The organism is Parvularculales bacterium (assembly GCA_036881865.1).
In the GTDB taxonomy this organism is placed as follows: Bacteria; Pseudomonadota; Alphaproteobacteria; order JAPOUT01; family JBAJNM01; genus JBAJNM01.
Genome location: JBAJNM010000002.1, coordinates 62653 through 80583, shown reverse-complemented (window position 1 = coordinate 80583; position 17931 = coordinate 62653). Strand labels below are relative to the sequence as shown.

The 17931-nt window shown below is 45.5% G+C and carries 18 protein-coding genes; 2 read left to right on the top strand and 16 right to left on the bottom strand.

The window, feature by feature from the left end:
* Positions 1-43: 43 nt before the first annotated feature.
* Entirely contained in the window at positions 44-1456 is a 1413-nt protein-coding gene (gene gltX / locus V6Z81_01140) for a glutamate--tRNA ligase (protein MEG9861101.1), read from the top strand.
* 93 nt (positions 1457-1549) lie between these two features.
* Here gltX and V6Z81_01135 read toward each other — a convergent pair whose 3' ends face one another.
* Together V6Z81_01135 and V6Z81_01130 are read right to left on the bottom strand one after the other, a co-directional pair.
* Positions 1550-1807 carry a hypothetical protein gene (locus tag V6Z81_01135; protein ID MEG9861100.1) on the bottom strand — a complete coding sequence of 86 codons (258 nt, stop codon included), beginning with the start codon at positions 1805-1807 and terminating at the stop codon, positions 1550-1552.
* 262 nt (positions 1808-2069) lie between these two features.
* Positions 2070-2243, bottom strand: coding sequence for a hypothetical protein (locus V6Z81_01130; protein ID MEG9861099.1), 174 nt, complete (start codon positions 2241-2243; stop codon positions 2070-2072).
* 174 nt (positions 2244-2417) lie between these two features.
* Here V6Z81_01130 and gltA point away from each other — a divergent pair, with 174 nt between their 5' ends.
* Positions 2418-3728, top strand: a complete 1311-nt coding sequence (gene gltA, locus V6Z81_01125; GenBank protein ID MEG9861098.1) for a citrate synthase — start codon at positions 2418-2420, stop codon at positions 3726-3728.
* Here the strand turns inward: gltA and lpxB are convergent.
* From lpxB to rpsB, 14 genes are all read right to left on the bottom strand, one after another.
* Complete coding sequence (lpxB, locus tag V6Z81_01120) at positions 3725-4936, bottom strand: lipid-A-disaccharide synthase (GenBank protein MEG9861097.1); 1212 nt, start codon at positions 4934-4936, stop codon at positions 3725-3727. The two genes, gltA and lpxB, sit on opposite strands and share 4 nt — an antisense overlap.
* Positions 4933-5787 (bottom strand): UDP-2,3-diacylglucosamine diphosphatase LpxI, encoded by an 855-nt coding sequence (gene lpxI, locus V6Z81_01115; GenBank protein MEG9861096.1) that lies wholly within the window; start codon positions 5785-5787, stop codon positions 4933-4935. The genes lpxB and lpxI overlap by 4 nt, the downstream gene beginning before the upstream one ends.
* A 5-nt stretch (positions 5788-5792) precedes the next feature.
* Complete coding sequence (gene lpxA / locus V6Z81_01110; protein MEG9861095.1) at positions 5793-6608, bottom strand: acyl-ACP--UDP-N-acetylglucosamine O-acyltransferase; 816 nt, start codon at positions 6606-6608, stop codon at positions 5793-5795.
* Positions 6605-7114, bottom strand: a complete 510-nt coding sequence (gene fabZ / locus V6Z81_01105) for a 3-hydroxyacyl-ACP dehydratase FabZ (GenBank protein ID MEG9861094.1) — start codon at positions 7112-7114, stop codon at positions 6605-6607. The genes lpxA and fabZ overlap by 4 nt, the downstream gene beginning before the upstream one ends.
* Entirely contained in the window at positions 7111-8175 is a 1065-nt protein-coding gene (gene lpxD, locus V6Z81_01100) for a UDP-3-O-(3-hydroxymyristoyl)glucosamine N-acyltransferase (protein ID MEG9861093.1), read from the bottom strand. Before lpxD ends, fabZ begins: the two co-directional genes overlap by 4 nt.
* A 24-nt stretch (positions 8176-8199) precedes the next feature.
* Positions 8200-10506 carry an outer membrane protein assembly factor BamA gene (gene bamA / locus V6Z81_01095; protein MEG9861092.1) on the bottom strand — a complete coding sequence of 769 codons (2307 nt, stop codon included), beginning with the start codon at positions 10504-10506 and terminating at the stop codon, positions 8200-8202.
* Positions 10507-10692: 186 nt separating this feature from the next.
* Complete coding sequence (rseP, locus tag V6Z81_01090; protein MEG9861091.1) at positions 10693-11829, bottom strand: RIP metalloprotease RseP; 1137 nt, start codon at positions 11827-11829, stop codon at positions 10693-10695.
* A 21-nt stretch (positions 11830-11850) separates the two neighbouring features.
* Complete coding sequence (locus V6Z81_01085) at positions 11851-13086, bottom strand: 1-deoxy-D-xylulose-5-phosphate reductoisomerase (protein MEG9861090.1); 1236 nt, start codon at positions 13084-13086, stop codon at positions 11851-11853.
* 11 nt (positions 13087-13097) lie between these two features.
* Entirely contained in the window at positions 13098-13949 is an 852-nt protein-coding gene (locus V6Z81_01080; GenBank protein ID MEG9861089.1) for a phosphatidate cytidylyltransferase, read from the bottom strand.
* Entirely contained in the window at positions 13933-14757 is an 825-nt protein-coding gene (locus V6Z81_01075) for an isoprenyl transferase (GenBank protein ID MEG9861088.1), read from the bottom strand. Before V6Z81_01075 ends, V6Z81_01080 begins: the two co-directional genes overlap by 17 nt.
* Positions 14758-14776: 19 nt before the next feature.
* Positions 14777-15355 carry a ribosome recycling factor gene (frr, locus tag V6Z81_01070; GenBank protein ID MEG9861087.1) on the bottom strand — a complete coding sequence of 193 codons (579 nt, stop codon included), beginning with the start codon at positions 15353-15355 and terminating at the stop codon, positions 14777-14779.
* Positions 15356-15380: 25 nt separating this feature from the next.
* A complete protein-coding gene (gene pyrH, locus V6Z81_01065) occupies positions 15381-16103 on the bottom strand; it encodes a UMP kinase (protein ID MEG9861086.1) in 723 nt (240 codons plus the stop codon).
* A 9-nt stretch (positions 16104-16112) separates the two neighbouring features.
* The gene (gene tsf, locus V6Z81_01060) at positions 16113-17042 is read right to left on the bottom strand and encodes a translation elongation factor Ts (protein ID MEG9861085.1); all 930 of its coding nucleotides are present in this window, start codon (positions 17040-17042) and stop codon (positions 16113-16115) included.
* A gap of 5 nt (positions 17043-17047) precedes the next feature.
* The gene (gene rpsB, locus V6Z81_01055) at positions 17048-17890 is read right to left on the bottom strand and encodes a 30S ribosomal protein S2 (protein MEG9861084.1); all 843 of its coding nucleotides are present in this window, start codon (positions 17888-17890) and stop codon (positions 17048-17050) included.
* Positions 17891-17931: the final 41 nt, after the last annotated feature.

Genomic DNA, 17931 nt, shown 5'->3' with positions numbered 1-17931 from the left:
AAGTGCTTTGTAATATTTATTATTTTGGCATTAAGAAACAAATATGGCAGCGCAACAAGTAATCACTCGTTTTGCTCCTTCCCCATCAGGATATTTACATATCGGTGGCGCACGCACGGCTTTGTTTAACTGGCTTTATGCCCGCCATTATAGAGGAAAGTTTCTTTTGCGTATTGAAGATACGGATCGTGACCGCTCTACAGATGAAGCGGTATCTGCCATTCTCGATGGCTTGCGTTGGCTGGAATTGGACTGGGACGAAGAGCCAGTTTTTCAGTATTCCCGTAGAGAGCGCCATACTCAGATTGCCAATGGCCTTTTAGAGAGTGGTGAAGCCTATCACTGCTACTGCACACCTGAAACTTTGACAGAAATGCGCGAAAAGGCGAAGCGTGAGGGAAAGCCTATCCGCTACGATGGACGATGTCGGAATCTCGAAAAAACCCCCTCTACCTCCACCGATATAAAGCCCGTACTGCGTATCCGCATGCCACAAGCGGGAAAAACAACCTTGCAAGACCTTGTGCAGGGCACAGTAACAGTTCCTGCAGCCGCACTGGATGATTTCATTCTCTTACGTAGTGATGGCTCTCCTACCTATATGTTATCGGTTGTTGTTGATGACCATGATATGGCCGTAAGTCATGTTATTCGTGGGGACGACCATTTAACCAACGCCTTACGTCAACTGAGACTTTATAAAGCTCTTAACTGGATTACCCCCACCTTTGCCCATATTCCTCTTATTCACGGGGTTGATGGTGCAAAATTATCCAAACGTCATGGCGCTCTGGGCCTGGAAAGCTATTGCAAACAGGGGTATTTACCTGAAACTCTTCGCAATTATCTAAACCGTCTTGGGTGGAGCCATGGAAATGACGAGATTTTTTCCACGGATCAGGCCATAGAGTGGTTCACCTTGGATAAGGTGGGACGCTCTCCGGCACGGTTTGACAAGAATAAACTGAAAAACCTCAATGGCCATTACATACGAATCGGCGATGATACTCTGTTGATGAGAGTGCTTACTCCCCTGTTGCAAGAGCGCTATGAGGTATTTAGTTCCGACCGTGAAGAACAGGTTAGATCTCTCCTACCAGCCTTGAAAGAACGTACAAGCACAGTGGTAGAGTTAGCAGATGGCGTTGCATTTCTATTTGCCGAGCGCCCTCTTGTTCTTGATGCTAAGGCTGATACACTCATTAATGAGGGTACAAAACCTCACTTGCAGGATATTGCCGAGCGCCTATCAACCCTGCAAGACTGGACGCCGGAGGCTCTTAATAAAACTATCCGCGATTATGCCGAAACTCATGACATAGGATTGGGAAAAATTGCTCAACCTCTGCGCGCCGCTCTGACAGGTAGTAGCATCTCACCGGGTATTTTTGACGTTTTACGGGCGTTAGGAAAAAGCGAAACTCTGGCGCGGTTACAGGATCAGATTAGCGGTTAAATTAAAGCGAAAACCCCCTGAATAGGATTTCAGTTTGAATAATCACCGCATGGCTACACATACAATTCTACCTATGGAAAAATTTGACGGGAATCATTGCTGGAAGCACAAACTATGGTTGCTGAAAATATCAACATCATGATTTTTGTCCGCTTCGTATAAGATTATTTTTCTCTCTTGTTTCTCCTTAACGTGTATTTTCATAACATCTACAACATACCGCTCAATATAACGAACCTCATGGTCAACAGTTAATTCTGCCGCCCGAACTCCATATGGGTAATAAGAAATTCCTAAAAAAATGCTGTAGCCTCTTGGGTGACCTCCTCGTCTTGTAGGTTCACTATTCATAGGACAAAGACATATTTCACCGCGATGTGCTTTGATTAAACAGAGTGTGCATACTTCAAGGACAGTATGTGACTTATTCTTATAGGCTTCTGCTGAAGCTAGTACACGTAGCTCCATTTTTTATAAAAAAAGAAAACTTTACCGTTCAGTATCCTATACCAGTAAGCAGCTGTAATACGCTTAAGTAGTAGTCTCTTGAGACCTTTATCACACGTAAGACCTTGATCTCTTATCACCACACCCTATTTAATCTCAAAGCTTTCTAAACGACGTTGCTCTTCAATTTTCTTTTCTCCCCGGTAATACCGTGCGTATCGAGTAGCGCGCTCGTGTTAAATAAATCTTCATTTTTAATTGAAGGCCAAGAGTCATTTCCAATCATATGATAAAGTATAGAATTGTCATTGATAAACTCTTCAAGTTTTTCTTCTATCACCCTGATCTCCCGTCAATAACATCCGGTTAATTAAAAGAGGGACAGGACACTATTCTACACAATTATAGAAATATCGTAGAAACTAAACCCTGCTGAAACCTCTAACAGGTTTGGCAAAGTGTAGTACATTGTGCTATGGTACGCAGGATCGTATCCCAAAGCGAAAGCAACGTTATGACCGAGAAAAAAAATGGAAAAACTGCCGGAAGTGCCGCCTTATCTCTGAAGGGAACGAACTATGACTTGCCTGTTTATGAGGGAACGATTGGGCCGGGGGTTGTTGATGTGGCGGCACTTTATAACAACAGTGACCACTTTACGTATGATCCGGGTTTTATGTCAACGGCGAGTTGTCGGTCCAATATTACTTACATTGACGGCGATGAAGGCATACTGCTCTATCGCGGGTATCCCATTGAGCAATTAGCCGAGAGTGGAAGTTTTATTGAAACCTGCTATCTGTTGCTTTATGGCGAATTGCCTAATAAGGCTGAACTAAGTGATTTTGAAGGTGCCATCGTCAAACATACGATGGTGCATGAACAGTTGCAACGATTTTTCACCGGCTTTAGACGCGATGCTCATCCTATGGCAATTATGGTCGGCATTGTGGGAGCACTCTCAGCTTTCTATCATGATTCAACCGACATTGCAGATCCCCATCAACGCATGGTGGCCAGTCGACGTTTGATTGCCAAAATCCCGACAATCGCTGCCATGGCTTATAAATATTCTATCGGTCAGCCGTTTGTTTATCCCCGTAACGATCTGGACTATGCTTCTAACTTCCTAAACATGTGCTTTTCCGTACCGGCAGAAGAATACAAGATTAGTTCGGTCTTAGCTGATGCTATGGACAAAATTTTTATTCTTCACGCCGACCACGAGCAAAATGCTTCAACCTCTACGGTGCGTTTGGCTGGTTCATCGGGTGCCAACCCCTTTGCCTGTATGGCAGCCGGTATCGCCTGTTTGTGGGGACCGGCTCATGGAGGAGCTAATGAAGCTGTCCTTAATATGCTGGAGGAAATTGGAGAGGTTAAGAATATCCCTAGCTACCTCAAGCGTGCCCGCGACAAGGATGATCCCTTCCGATTGATGGGATTTGGGCATCGGGTATATAAAAATTACGACCCCCGTGCACGAGTGATGCAGAAAACATGTCACGCGGTTCTTAAAGAACTGGGGATAAAAGACGATTCCATGCTTGATATTGCCATGGAGTTAGAACGTATTGCTCTTGAGGATGAGTATTTCGTGGAGAAAAAGCTTTACCCCAACATAGACTTCTACTCGGGCATTACCCTAAAAGCTATGGGCTTTCCGAAAGATATGTTTACGGTCTTGTTTGCATTAGCCAGAACCGTTGGATGGGTCGCTCAGTGGAACGAGATGATTGAAGATCCAACTCAGCGCATTGGTCGCCCCCGCCAGCTTTATACGGGCGCACTGCAACGCGATTACTTATCTATGGGTAAACGCTAAACGCTCAGGTCTGTTCTCTTACTTTTCTCTCTTAAAAGCCCCATAATTTCGCCTGCGGCCTTTTGTGTTGGGCTTGAGCCGGTCACGCTCATCAGTTTTTGAAAGTCTGCAAACCCTTGAAAAACCACATTTCTTTTGTTATCGTCTGTTAAGAGTTTTAAAACGCTTTGGGAAATTTTTTTTGGATTCAACCTGATCGCTAAATGTTCAGGTACAATTTTTCTCTGCAAGGCGATATTCACCAAACTTGCATATTCTAAATTCAGAAACCCCGTACCGTGTAATGAGTGCACAATAACCCCTGTAAGAACACCGGCCGTATAAGCAATTACCGTGGGCACATTGGCAAGAGCCAGTTCAAGGGATATTGTTCCCGAAGCGGCTAAAGCCACATTCGAAGCTCTGAAAAGGTCAACTTGCTCGCTGTTCTCTATAACAAGCACGTGAGGCACAGACCAACGGGAAACAAGATCACGCACCTGAGGCTCAACGGAAACAGTAGCCAACACAACAGGCCGCAAACGGGGATAACGCTGACTGAGTAAAGATAACGTCCTCTCAAACACTGAATTTAAGCGCTGAATTTCATTATAGCGGCTACCCGGTGCTAACAGAAGGATGGTTTCGTTGTCTGAAATGTTATATTTTTGCCTAAAACCTCTCCCCCTTTCCTGATCACCGTTCATATAAACTTCAACCGCCGGATGACCCGTATAAATACATGGCGGGCCCTTTTCTTGCTCAAAGACTCGAGGCTCAAAGGGCAAAAGCGAAAGAATTAAATCAACATATTTTCTCATGCGCCGCGCCCGGCCCTTTCGCCATAACCAAACTGTGGGGGGAACGTAATTGACGATGGGGATTTCCGGTGCCAAGCGCCGCACACGACGGGCTACTCTGTGAGTAAAATCTGGACTGTCAATAATAACAAGCAGATCAGGTTTTTTCTCTATGGCAAAATCCGCTACTTGTTTTATATGGCGCAACAAATGTGGTATTCGCGTTATAACTTCCTGTAATCCATTAACAGAGATCTCCTGAATGGAAAACAATGAGTTTAACCCTTGTGCAGCCATGAATCCCCCACCCACCCCATAAAAAGAGATACCCTGAGGTGAATCTTCTTGTAAGGCGGACATCAATCTCCCCCCTAAATAATCGCCGGAAGGTTCACCGGCCACCAACATGATGGATGGCGATTTATTCAACTCAACCTCAATTCATCCCCGGATAATCCATAAATGAAAAGCCCCTTCTCATTAGCCTCTTTTATAACCGATGATCTCTCTAAAATTAAAACCTCGCCCGCTTCAACAGCAATGCCCGCAAGTCCTGCAAGAGCTGCATTTTTTATCGTCTCATCTCCGATAGTGGGTAAATCAATCCGCCGATCTTGTTCCGGTTTAAGCAGCTTCACCATTACGCCGGATTTTTTCTCATCTGATATTTTGAGAGATTCAGCATTTCTCAGCATATCGTTTGTGCCTCCCATAGCCTCCACTGCAACCGTTCTACCTTGACGCACAACACAAGCTTGCCCGATATCTAATTTTCCTAATGTCTGAACAATCCTCACTCCCTGCATTATATCCTGCCAAACTTTCTCCCCTGAAGGAAATATATCTCCCAATAATCCAGCCGGGGAACCAATATCTGCTATAATATCCGTCACGCTCAGGATAGAAAATCCATACTCTTTTTCAAGCCATTCAATAATGGCAACCACCAGAGCATTATCTCCATATCCCGTGAGATTAGACAACACACCCATGCTGTCCTTATCTTTGGCATTACCTGCAACCTCAAGAGCGCCTTCAAGGCTTTGCTGTTTTAATCCCCCGGCAAAAACCAGCTGACTTACCTGAGCCTCCCGAGCGGCTTCAAGAGCACCCCAAATCCCCAAAGAGGTTACAGAAGCACCGGAAACAGGAGAAAAATAATCTTTGTCATTATCAGATAAAAAAAGAGGGAAGATTGCCTTTCCCTGCCGACGGGCTTCTTCAGCCACGACAATGGGTAACTTTCCACTACCCACAACTATACCCAAAACGTCACCCATGACCTTCAGGTTTCAGGTTGACCTCTGGAAGCACCCTTGCGCGGTTGAATAACATGGCACTGGCTGTTTTTTATAAAATTTAAAATCTCCACCGCATCAGGGTTATCAGAAAATTTACTGCGCACTTCTTCAATTCTATCACTCAACTGACCCTTGTCAGAAAAAAGCGTTTGATAGATTTTCCATATCTTACGGATACGCTCTTTACCAAAGTCATGCCGTTTTAACCCTATAGCGTTTAGCCCTGTTAATTCAGATGGGTATCCCATGGTAGAACAAAATGGGATGACATCCCCCGTTACTCCCGCATGACCGGCTATAAAAGAATATCGGCCAACATGGGCAAATTGGCGAATGCTGGACTTGCCACCAAAAACAGCATAATCTCCAATGTCACAATGCCCCGCCACGACAGCATTGTTGGCCATAATAACATGATTACCCACAATACAATCATGGGCTATATGGCAGCCTACCATAAAGAAACCATGGTTACCGATGCGCGTGATCCCTCCTCCTCCTTTCGTGCCCGGATTAATGGTAACATGTTCGCGGATAACTACGTGCTCGCCAATTTCAAGACGACTCTCCTCTTCCCCCTTATATTTTATATCTTGAGGAATGTGACCTATAGAGGAAAATGGGTAAATTGTCGTTCCCTGTCCTATTGTAGTTTTCCCCTCAATAACCACATGAGAGAGAAGACGAACATTCTCTCTGAGAGAAACATCATCCCCAACATAGCAATAAGGACCAATCTCAACTTCCTTTCCTAAAGAAGTACCCTCTGCAATAATAGCTGTTGAGTGTATCTTACTCACAAGGATGATCCCTCAAGCAACATGGCACTATAACCCGCCTCGGCTCTTAATTCTCCATCAACTAAGGCTTTACCTTCATATTGCCAAACATTGCCTCGTTGCCTTTTTAATTTAACGAAAAGCTGAAGTCTATCTCCTGGTATAATAGGTTTCCGAAAGCGTACCGATTGGATACTACCCAATAGTACGCCAATTTTCTCTTCCTTAGTTTCTTTTTTGGTAGTAAAATAATGGCTGACAATAGCCGCGGACGTTTGCGCCATAGCCTCGACAATTAAAACGCCAGGCATAATGGGATTACCGGGGAAGTGACCCTGAAAAAACTCTTCATTAAAGGTTAGATTTTTAATGCCAACAGCACTCTCAACTCCGTTGACTTCTTCAACCCGATCAAGAAGAAAAAAAGGATAGCGATGAGGTAGCAGTGCCATCAACCGTTGAACATCTAATGTAACAAGGGAGGGATTATCGGTTGGGTTTTCATCAATCTTTTTTGTATTACTCAAGAATTTCCTCCTTTATTTTCATCCGATTGCCTTGATCGTTTGGCAAGTGATGATAATGTCCCTATCTCTCGTAGCCACTCCTTGACGGGCTTAGCGGGTAACCCTCCATACCGACCCCCGGATGGCATATCGCGCATAATGCCGCTACGCCCAGCATAAAAAGAATAACTACCCACCTTAAGGTGGCCGGCAGAAGCCGTCTGCCCTCCCATTACAACAAAGTCACCACATATGGTACTACCGGCAAGACCTGTGCATCCGGCAATAACACAATGCCGTCCCAGCACACAATTATGCCCAATATGAACTAGATTATCAATTTTTGTACCTTCCCCAATGATAGTATCGCTAAGGGTTCCACGATCAACGGTTGTGTTGGCTCCAATGAGAACATCATTCTGGATGATAACCCGGCCTAGCTGAGGGATTTTTGTGTGATGATCAAGGCTCATGGCAAAGCCAAAACCGGGCTGTCCAACACAAGCCCCGCTTTTCATAACGACGCGATCTCCGATAAAAGCATGAGTAACGGTGACATTAGGATAAAGGATACACCCCCTACCTAAAGTAACACTCTCCCCGACGTAGCTGTTTCCCATGATCAGAGTATCCTTACCAATGATAGCATTTGCCCCAATAACAGCGCCAGATTCAATAATAACTCCTTCTTCCAAAATGGCCGAGGGATCTACATATCCTCCTGATTCCGGACTTAAATGTCTCTGGTTTGGGTGGTAATCTGTCTCCGGATAAAACAAATCTGAAATAACAGCAAAAGATCGCGCAGGGTCATCAGAAAAAATACAATGCATACCGGAAGGTGTTATTGATTTATCTTGCTCCTTAAGAATACAAGCCCCCGCCCGACTGATCCGTAGCAATTTTCGGCTCCGGCTATTGGACAAAAAACTAATGTCATAGGGAGTTGCCGCTTCAAGACTTGCTACGTCATTTATTTTCAGTGCAGGATTAGACGTCTCATCCAATGTGCCATTTATTTTTCTGGCAATTTCCTCCAGAACATATGGACCTGTATTCAGAAAAAAACGTTTATCCGCCACCCAACTACCCCACTCTTCAATGGTTTAGAACTGAGTTCCGGCGCTAAAGCGGAAAAGCCTAGTTCGGTCATAGTCTTCCTTTATGAAAGCCTCTGCAATATCGAACCGAACGGGACCTATGGGGGACTCCCAAAAGAAACTCGTGCCAGCAGACGCCCGAAACTTTAAATCATCCCTTATTTCTTGTTGATTTAGAACACTCTCAGCATCGCTTTTTCCAACCCAGCCAAAATCAACAAACACAGAACCGTTAAAACCAAACTCCTCAGGTAGAGGGAGTGGAATAGACACATCAATCGTGTTGATATTATAGAGTTTGGCTCCCACGGCATCATCAGAGAATGAATCTCTCGGCCCTACACCACCACTCCGCCGGAAGCCTCTAAAAGTCACACCGCCCCTAAAAAAACTATCATTTATGCGAATAGGTTCTCCTGTTAGGCTGTCAATATAACCGCCGGTTAATCGCAGGGAGGCAATCCACCCCTCCGATACCTCATAATATTGCCTAAACACAAAATCCTGACGCAGATAGTCTATACTGCTAAGGAAACCAGCATAACTTTGATTCCAACTAAAGGCCCATCCGCTTGTTGGTAGGATGGGATCATCTCTCTTATCAAGAATATAGCTATATCCCAATACCAGCCTGTCTGTGGATCCCGTAGCGTTTTGGACAGCGAGGGAAGCGTTGCTGGCTACGTTAAAAATTCTTGAGTTAATATAACTTGTATTGAGAGATAAACGGGAATGTTCTGTCAGAGGGAAACCCAGCGTAAAGCCTCCACCCAATGATCTTTGATCGTAACTAGAGGTCCCTGAGTCGGAATCTATCTCCGTTATATAAACATTACTACCGAAACTCAAATTACGGTCAAGAAAATAAGGTTCCGTAAACTGAAAATCTAAAGTTTGGCGCCTTCTACCATAGTTCAATCCTAAGCTAACGATCTGTCCGCGACCTAAAAAATTTCTTTCTGATAAAGACGTATCAAAAATAAAATCATCAGCAGATGACACCCCAACACCAAATGAAAGCCGCCCTGTCGACTGTTCCTGAACGGAAATATCCACAATGGTTTGATCTTCGGCAGTACCAGGTTCCTCGCTCAATTCAACGGCAGAAAAATACCCAAGACTTCTTATGTTGCGCTGAGAATTTGATGAAAGAACCCGACTAAAGGCATCTCCTTCTGCGAACCGCAATTGACGACGGATTACTCGATCAAGAGTTCGGGTATTTCCGTTGATATTAATACGCTCAACATAAATCCGACGTCCCTTATCGAGTTCAAAAACAACGTTAATAATCCTGTTTTTCTCATCCCGGGAAACCCGGGGCGTTACCACAGCGAAGGCATATCCTTCAACTCCGGCACTGTATGTCAATGTGTTGATCGTCTCCTCAAGTTTAGCAGCATCATACAACTCACCAGTCTGGAAACTCACCTGCTCATAAAGGTGCTCAAGATTATAACCCTCTATGTTTGATTCAAAACTCACTTCACCAAAAGTATAAACTTCCCCCTCTTCAACAGTGAAGGTAATAAAGAAAAATTCGCCGCTGGGGGTTAACTCAGCAACAGCGGATATAACCCGAAAGTCGGCGTACCCATTATTTAAGTAAAACCTCCGCAAGAGTTCTCTGTCAAAAGCTAAACGATCCGGGTCGTAATTATCGCTAGCTGAAAAAAACTTCCACCACGCCGATTCGCTGGTGGCTATCTCAGATCGCAATTCTGAATCGCTAAAAACTTTATTGCCAACAAAATTAATAGCACCCACCTTTGTAATTGGCCCCTCTGTGATTTCAAATACCAAATCAACTCGATTTTGGGGTAATTGGATGATTTTGGGATCAATAATCGCTGCGAAACGTCCTGATCTTCTATAATGTGTCAGAAGGCTTTGCACATCATCCTGCACTTTAGCTCGTGAAAAAATAGAGCGTGGCTTAAGTAGCACTTCACTTTCCAGTGTGCTGTCATCAACGGCTACATTCCCCTCAAAAGCCACCCGGTTAATAATTGGGCTTTCCGTAATCTGAACAATGAGAGAATCTCCCTGCCTGATAATATTTATGTCAGCAAAAAGCCCTGTTGCAAACAGCGCCTTCAGGGATTTATCAATAAGAGTCGCATTATACCGTTGTCCTACCCTGAACTGCATATAAGAAAGGACGGTTTCTGTTTCTATGCGTTGGTTACCTTGAACAATGATTTGAGAGATAGTATCCTTTGACAATCCGACTCCCGTATTTTCCTGAGATAAAGTCTCAGGCATATTAAAAAAAATTATCAAGGCAAAAACAAACAATCCTCCCATAATCATTCTTAACAATTGTTGCACCTCCTTTATAAGATGACTCTCCACAAAGTTATATTCGTGGGTATGTTCGCAGCGCAAACTTAGTAAATTCTTTTGTCTTATAATCATCCTCACGGAGCCCTTACCCTAACCTATTGTTTTACCCTTATTAGCCCATGCAGGATGAACTTTCAAGGAAACCAAGGGATTTCAGCCAATAACATCCAGATGCTGTAAATCGTTCCAAGTGACAAAAATCATAAGGGCCAACAGCGCTATTAACCCAAACTGGAAGCCAATTATCTGAGCACGTTCATTGAGCGGTTTTCCCCGAACGGCTTCAATAGCATAATAGAGTAAATGCCCCCCATCCAGCATTGGCACGGGAAACAGGTTTATCAACCCGATACTGACAGAAAGAACGGCCGCAAGGTTCAATAAAGCCACAAAACCGATGCTAGCAACCTGACCGGACATTTGCGCAATACGCAATGGTCCTCCCAATTGGTCTGCCGGTTGCTGACCTACAATAATATCACCTATATAGGAAAGGGTGCTAGTGAGAATGAAGACCGTTTGCTCAATGGATTTTTGAACGGCGTCAACAAGACCGTAGCGTATATGCTGAATGTCATCTGCATCAGCACGGTTAGAGAGACCAAGATACCCTACCCGATAGCTATTGCCGAAATCATCAGTTATATCTTTATATTGCGGAACAACAGTCAACGTAACAGGTACGCCCTTCCGAATAACACCAACGGAAAGAGTCTTTCCGGCGCTGACAGAAACAATTTGCTGAACATCCAAAAAAGCCTCAATTTCATTACCATCAATGGTACTGATAAGGTCTCCAGAGTGAAATCCGGATTCGGCGGCGGGGCTATTTGGCAATACTTCGTCTACGACAGGAGTTACAATCTGCTGACCAACAGTTATATTAAGACCTATAAAGATAACAATCGTCAAAATGAAATTGGCAATAGGTCCTGCAGCTGCAATAGCTGCCCGCGAACCTACAGGTTTCGCGTGATAACTTTGGGCACGTTGTTCCGGCGACAAATTTTCCAGGGCTTCATGATCGGGGGCACTGGCTACATTATCATCACCTAAAAATTTGACGTATCCTCCTAAAGGAATCCAACTTACTTTCCATCGTGTTCCCCGCTTGTCAGTACGCCCAAAGATTTCAGGTCCAAAACCGACAGAAAAAACTTCAACATGAACCCCCCGCCACCGCGCAACCAGAAAGTGCCCCAACTCATGAAAAAAAACTACAATAGTCAACACCACAAGAAACGGGATAATATAATCCAGCACAAATGAAGTTCCATCACCTAATGTCATAAAAATGTCCATAATATCCGCCTAATATTTGCTCTTCGCTTCTACTTTCGTTATCAATTTTTTTATTGTCTGATTATTATTAATTAACTCTTCGACCAATCTCCTAGCCTCCGTATCCAGAGACATAACCTGCTCCAAAGTAGAGGGCATTTCTCTAATCATCGGTGAATTCATTTTATCCATTTGCTCAAGCGCATCCCCGACAAGTTTGGCAATCGCTATAAAATTGATGCGACCTTCCAAAAATGCCTGAACTGCTACTTCATTGGCGGCATTCAGAACAGTAGTAGTCCCGCCCCCCATTTGCAAGCAATCCTGTGCTAATTTAAGCGCCGGAAAGCGTTCATAATCAACCGGCTCAAATGTTAATGAGTCGGCCTGGGTTAAATCAAGACGTCCTGTAGAGGTTTTCATGCGGCGGGGCCAGGCCAGAGTATGGGCTATAGGAATACGCATGTCAGGAACACCCATCTGCGCCAATATTGACCCATCAACATATTTTACCATGCCGTGAACCACCGATTGAGGATGGATAAGAACGTCTAATTGTTCAGGCTTAACCGAAAAAAGCCTCTGGGCTTCAATGAGTTCTAACCCTTTATTCATCATGGTAGCCGAATCAACCGATATTTTAGCTCCCATACGCCAGTTTGGGTGGGTAACTGCCTGAGCAGGCGTTACCCGTGCTAATTCCTCCCTGTCAAAAGTGAGAAACGGTCCCCCTGAAGCCGTCAGAGTAATCCCCTCTATGTGCTCTTTATTGGTTTCATTCAGTATCTGAAAAATGGCATTATGTTCAGAGTCAACTGGCAGAATCGTCGCACCTGTCTCTTGCGTTGTCGCTAAAAGCAAATGTCCTGCCGATACAAGAGATTCTTTATTGGCTAGCGCCACATAACACCCCTGTCGAATACAGGCCAGCGTCACTTCAATACCCGCCGCCCCAACAATGGCTACCATTGCCCACTCCACAGGCATACTAGCAGCTTCTAGGAGAGCCGCTCGTCCGGCGGTTACCTCAATATTGCTTCCTGCTAATTCTCTTTTGGCCGTGTCATAAAAAGAGGCGTCTCCGATAACAATACACTCCGGTTGGAAATCCAGCGCCTGCTTTATAAGCAATTTTATGTTTTGATGGGCTGTAAGCGTTACAATGGAATAGAGTTCCGGCTGTTCGGCAATCAATTTCAATGTGCTACAGCCTACAGACCCTGTAGACCCCAGAATAGAGATCCGCCGCTTGCTCTGCGGAGACATGTTCGCCATGTTCAGGGCCACAATAAGATTCCGGAAACAGGGGGCTCCTTAAAGCGCCACAGAGCTATCAAACCGGCACCAAGGGTTACAAAGAGCAAACCATCTACCCTGTCAAACAATCCTCCATGACCCGGCATAATCTTTCCGGAGTCCTTAACCCCTGCCCACCGCTTCAAAGCGGATTCTACAATATCCCCTGTCTGACCCAAAACAGCGCTTAAGGCTCCCATAATGGCCAAACTGGTAAGGCTTACGGATATCCCCATGTATCCTATAACCCAAAGGCCTATAATGATTGCTGCGATAATTCCCCCTATCATCCCTCCCATCAATCCCGCCCATGTTTTATTAGGAGATAAGCGGGGAGCCAATCGTGGCCCCCTAATCAGCCGACCTGCACAATAAGCCCCCGTATCTGACAACCAACTCACCGCAAATAAAGCCACAACCGTTATCAACCCCCATTGTGCATCATCGCGCACCCATAGCATGATCGTTAGTGGCACAATCAGCCAGATGAGAAAGGCCACAAATAAAAATCCACGCCCTGTTAGAGTGCTCCACGCTAAAGTCAGGAGCCCAACACCCACTATCATCAACAAAGCGACCAGCAAACCTAAACTTACAAGCCATACCGCCAGCACAAGGACGAGAGATAAAACAACCAAAGGAGCAATGCTGACTCTGGAGTCAGCTCTGGAGCGGGCCAAAGTCCATCCTTCATACACCAACAGCAATCCGGCAAAGATCACCAAAGCCGTAAATGCCGCCCCTCCATACCACGTACACAGCAGTGCCAGTACTATGGCAGGCACAGCAGTTATAATGCGGGTTAGAATGTCCCCCTTATAGGCATCCGTCATCAAGCGCTCCCCGGTCAGCGGATGGTCCTCCAAAACGGCGTTCGCGCTTTTGGTATTCGCCAACGAGAGCAATTAAATCATCTGAGGTGAAATCCGGCCAGAATTTATCTGTAAACATCAATTCGGCATAAGCACTCTGCCAAAGCAGAAAATTGCTCAGGCGCTGTTCACCGCTGGTTCTGACAATTAAGTCAGGAGGGGGTAAGTCAACGGTCTGCATATATTGGCCAAACAGGCTTTCCGTTACGTTCTCCGGGGCCAAATGTCCTTTTGCTACGGCATGGGCAATCTGCCGGGCCGCTCCCGCAATTTCACGGCGGCCTCCATAATTAAAGGCAATAGTCAGAAAATAGCTATTATTATGGCGGGTTTTTTCTTCCGCTTTTTCAATCAGCTCTGCAATATCGGGTTGCAAATTAGTCCGTTCGCCGATAATCCGCAGGCGCACATTTTTCTCGTGTAATGTTTTAAGATTTTCTGATAAATATAAGCGAAATAAGCCCATTAAGGCATTAACTTCCATAACCGGACGGCTCCAATTTTCAATGCTAAAGCCATAAAGGGTCAAATAACGGATATCTAAATCTGCCGCCGTTTGCACCACGGACTTTACCGTTTCAATACCCTTACGGTGACCCGCCAAACGCGGTAGATTGCGCTGCAAAGCCCAACGGCCATTACCATCCATGATAATGGCGAGGTGCTGAAGCAGGGAGGCACTACTCTCCGGCTGAGGGCTGGGATGATCTTTATGGCACTCTTTTTTTAATGTGGCGGGATAATCCGCTATGGCATTAGATATTCCCATATTTTACCCCACTTCTCCCTCAAACCTGCATTATCTCTTGTTCTCTCTCATGCAATAAACTATCAACCTCCTTTACAAAACGATCTGTTGCGTTTTGAACTTCCGTCGAAAGTTTCTTGGCGTCATCTTTACCAATATGACCATCTTTTTCCAGAGATTTAAGCGAATCCATACTATCCCTGCGTACGTTACGAATAGCCACCCGTGTCTGCTCGGCATATTTGGCCGCCAGACGAACCAGTTCCCGTCGTCTTTCTTCATTAAGGTCAGGAATAGGAACACGGACATTTTGACCATCTATAATAGGATTAACTCCCAAATTAGCATTTTGAATTGCTTTTTCCACAGCCCCTACAAGTCCTTTGTCCCAGACCTGAATTAGCAAAGAACGAGGTTCGGGAACACTCACCGTACCCATTTGAGCTATGGGCATAGTTTGCCCGTAAGCCTCCACCATCACCGGCTCAAGAAGGCTTGCTGATGCACGTCCGGTACGTAAGCCTCCTAATTCCCCCTTCAAACTGGTAACAGCTCCCGACATGCGCCGTTCCATGTCTTGTACGTCTAACTCTTGTGCACCATTCTTATCAGCCATCATCTCTCTCCACTTTAGCTACCGGCACTTAACCGGAGGATACAAGTGTATAGTTGCCCTGTCCCGTAATAGTCTTCAAAAAACTACCTTCTTCTTCAATAGAAAAAACAATGACAGGAATATTATTGTCCCGTGACAGAGCAATAGCAGAGGCATCCATAACTCGTAAATCCTGCGCTAATACATCCTGATAGGTAAGAGTGTTATATCGTTTAGCATTGCTATGTTTATCAGGATCTCTGGAATATATCCCATCAACGTGGGTTCCCTTAAGCAAGACATCGCACCCCATTTCGGCAGCCCGAAGAGCAGCTGCCGTATCTGTGGTAAAAAATGGATTGCCTGTTCCGGCCGCAAAAATAACCACTCGTCCCTGCTCCATATGACGTATAGCCCGTCGGCGAATATAGGGCTCACAAACAGTTTGCATGGGAATTGCTGATTGAACACGGGTGGGAGCCCCCATACGCTCCAGAGCATTCTGTACCGCCAGAGCGTTCATAACCGTTGCCAACATGCCCATATAGTCAGCCGAGGCACGCTCCATACCCTCTGCTGCACCGGATAACCCCCGAAATATATTACCTCCCCCAATAACAAGGCAAATTTGTACCCCTTCAGCCAAGACCTGTTTTATGTCTTCTGCAATTCTAAAAACAACAGCAAGATCAATACCAAATGACATCTCCCCCATAAGGGCTTCACCGGAAACCTTGAGAAGAGCACGCCGGTATAGTGGGTGAGGGGCCATGAATTATATTTATCGCGACCCTGAAACGGCTTCCGCAACTTCTGTGGAGAAATCTTTACCGGGTTCAATATCAAGCCCTTCTCCCAGCGCATAACGTGCAAACCCTGTAAGGGTGATCGGCGCTCTACAATCCTTAGCAGCATCTTTCACAAAAATTTCGATGGTGCGTTCATTATCAATAACAAAGGTTTGCGAAAGCAAGACAACCTCTTGGTAGAATTTACGCATCCGCCCTTCTACCATTTTTTCTATGACACCTTCGGGTTTACCAGACTCTTGGGCTTCCGCTAACAAAATAGCACGTTCTCTTTGAACAAGGGAGGGGTCTATATCCTCAATAGTCAGTGCCAAAGGAGACGCAGCTGCAATATGCATGGCAATCTGCCGGCCTATCTGTGAAATCTGCTCTTTGTCTCCTGATGACTCCAGAGCTACTAAAACGCCAATGCGGCCCAGATTATCTCCTACGGCATTATGGATATAAGAACAGACAACACCCTCCTTAACGGCTAGAGAGGTTGAGCGCCGCAGTGATATATTTTCACCAATAGAGCCTGCCGTACCGGCAACATAATCGCTTACGATTGTATTTTCCTGACTAATCGTTTTCCCAAGGAGAGTCTCCGTATCGCTGCTGGTATCAAGAGCCGTTTGGACTACAAGTGTTACCATATTCTGAAACTGCTCGTTACGGGCAACAAAATCCGTCTCTGCATTAATTTCAACAATAGCCCCACGATTACCCTCAACCGCCACGCCAATAAGCCCTTCTGCGGCAGTACGACCCGCTTTTTTCGCCGCCTTTGCCAATCCTCGCGTACGCAACCAATCTATAGCAGCTTCCATATCGTTGTTGTTTTCCTTAAGGGCATTCTTGCAGTCCATCATCCCTGCACCGGTTTTTTGCCGCAGTTCCTTAACCGTTTGTACGGACACCATGGCAACTACCCCTTTCCCTGCTCTGCAGTAGCAGGTGTTATCGACCCTGATATTTCTGCTACCTGTGGCATTGCCGGAGATTGAGAGCCCTCATCAGAGGGCAAAGATTCAACAATCGGGTCTTCAGCACTCCCCGGGTCTTCCCCCAGAACGCTCTGGTTCATGGACAAGCCATCAATCGCCGCTCGTGCGATCAAATCGCAATAGAGCCCTACCGCACGGCTGGCATCATCGTTGCCCGGTATAGGATATGCAATACCATCGGAATTTGAATTGCTATCCAATATAGCAACAATAGGAATACCCAATTTTTGCGCCTCTTTGACAGCAATTTCTTCCTTATTGGTATCAATGATAAAGATCATATCCGGTACACCACCCATATCCCGAATGCCCCCTAGCGCCCGCTCCAGACGATCACGCTCACGGGTGAGGTTCAAAAGTTCTTTCTTGGTCAGGCCTGACTCGGACGTCTTTTCCAGAATACCCTCCAATTCAACCAGCCGCTTGATGGAATTGGTAATCGTCTGCCAATTCGTTAGCGTACCGCCGAGCCAGTGGTGATTAATATAATACTGAGCCGACTGTTTAGCCGCCCCCATCACCGGTTGAGAAGCTACACGTTTAGTCCCTACCATCAAAAGACGGCCACCGCCCGCAACCACGTCCCGCACCGCCACAAGAGCCTGATGCAATAAGGGCACGGTCTGCGATAGGTCAATGATATGAATATTGTTGCGCACCCCAAACAGATAAGGTGCCATACGTGGGTTCCATCTATGTTTCTGATGACCAAAATGGGCGCCTACTTCCAGCAGTTGGCGCATCGTAAAATCAGGCAAAGCCATGCCTTTATCTCCTTACTCCGGTTATACCTCCGCAAACCATG

What these genes read in the sequence shown, in the direction of transcription:
- gltX (MEG9861101.1), top strand. Translation starts at nt 44, where the DNA reads ATGGCAGCGCAACAAGTAATCACTCGTTTTGCTCCTTCCCCATCAGGA.
- V6Z81_01135 (MEG9861100.1), bottom strand. Translation starts at nt 1,807, where the DNA reads ATGAATAGTGAACCTACAAGACGAGGAGGTCACCCAAGAGGCTACAGC.
- gltA (MEG9861098.1), top strand. Translation starts at nt 2,418, where the DNA reads ATGACCGAGAAAAAAAATGGAAAAACTGCCGGAAGTGCCGCCTTATCT.
- lpxI (MEG9861096.1), bottom strand. Translation starts at nt 5,787, where the DNA reads ATGGGTGACGTTTTGGGTATAGTTGTGGGTAGTGGAAAGTTACCCATT.
- bamA (MEG9861092.1), bottom strand. Translation starts at nt 10,506, where the DNA reads ATGATTATGGGAGGATTGTTTGTTTTTGCCTTGATAATTTTTTTTAAT.
- rseP (MEG9861091.1), bottom strand. Translation starts at nt 11,829, where the DNA reads ATGACATTAGGTGATGGAACTTCATTTGTGCTGGATTATATTATCCCG.
- V6Z81_01085 (MEG9861090.1), bottom strand. Translation starts at nt 13,086, where the DNA reads ATGTCTCCGCAGAGCAAGCGGCGGATCTCTATTCTGGGGTCTACAGGG.
- V6Z81_01080 (MEG9861089.1), bottom strand. Translation starts at nt 13,949, where the DNA reads ATGACGGATGCCTATAAGGGGGACATTCTAACCCGCATTATAACTGCT.
- V6Z81_01075 (MEG9861088.1), bottom strand. Translation starts at nt 14,757, where the DNA reads ATGGGAATATCTAATGCCATAGCGGATTATCCCGCCACATTAAAAAAA.
- frr (MEG9861087.1), bottom strand. Translation starts at nt 15,355, where the DNA reads ATGATGGCTGATAAGAATGGTGCACAAGAGTTAGACGTACAAGACATG.
- pyrH (MEG9861086.1), bottom strand. Translation starts at nt 16,103, where the DNA reads ATGGCCCCTCACCCACTATACCGGCGTGCTCTTCTCAAGGTTTCCGGT.
- tsf (MEG9861085.1), bottom strand. Translation starts at nt 17,042, where the DNA reads ATGGTGTCCGTACAAACGGTTAAGGAACTGCGGCAAAAAACCGGTGCA.
- rpsB (MEG9861084.1), bottom strand. Translation starts at nt 17,890, where the DNA reads ATGGCTTTGCCTGATTTTACGATGCGCCAACTGCTGGAAGTAGGCGCC.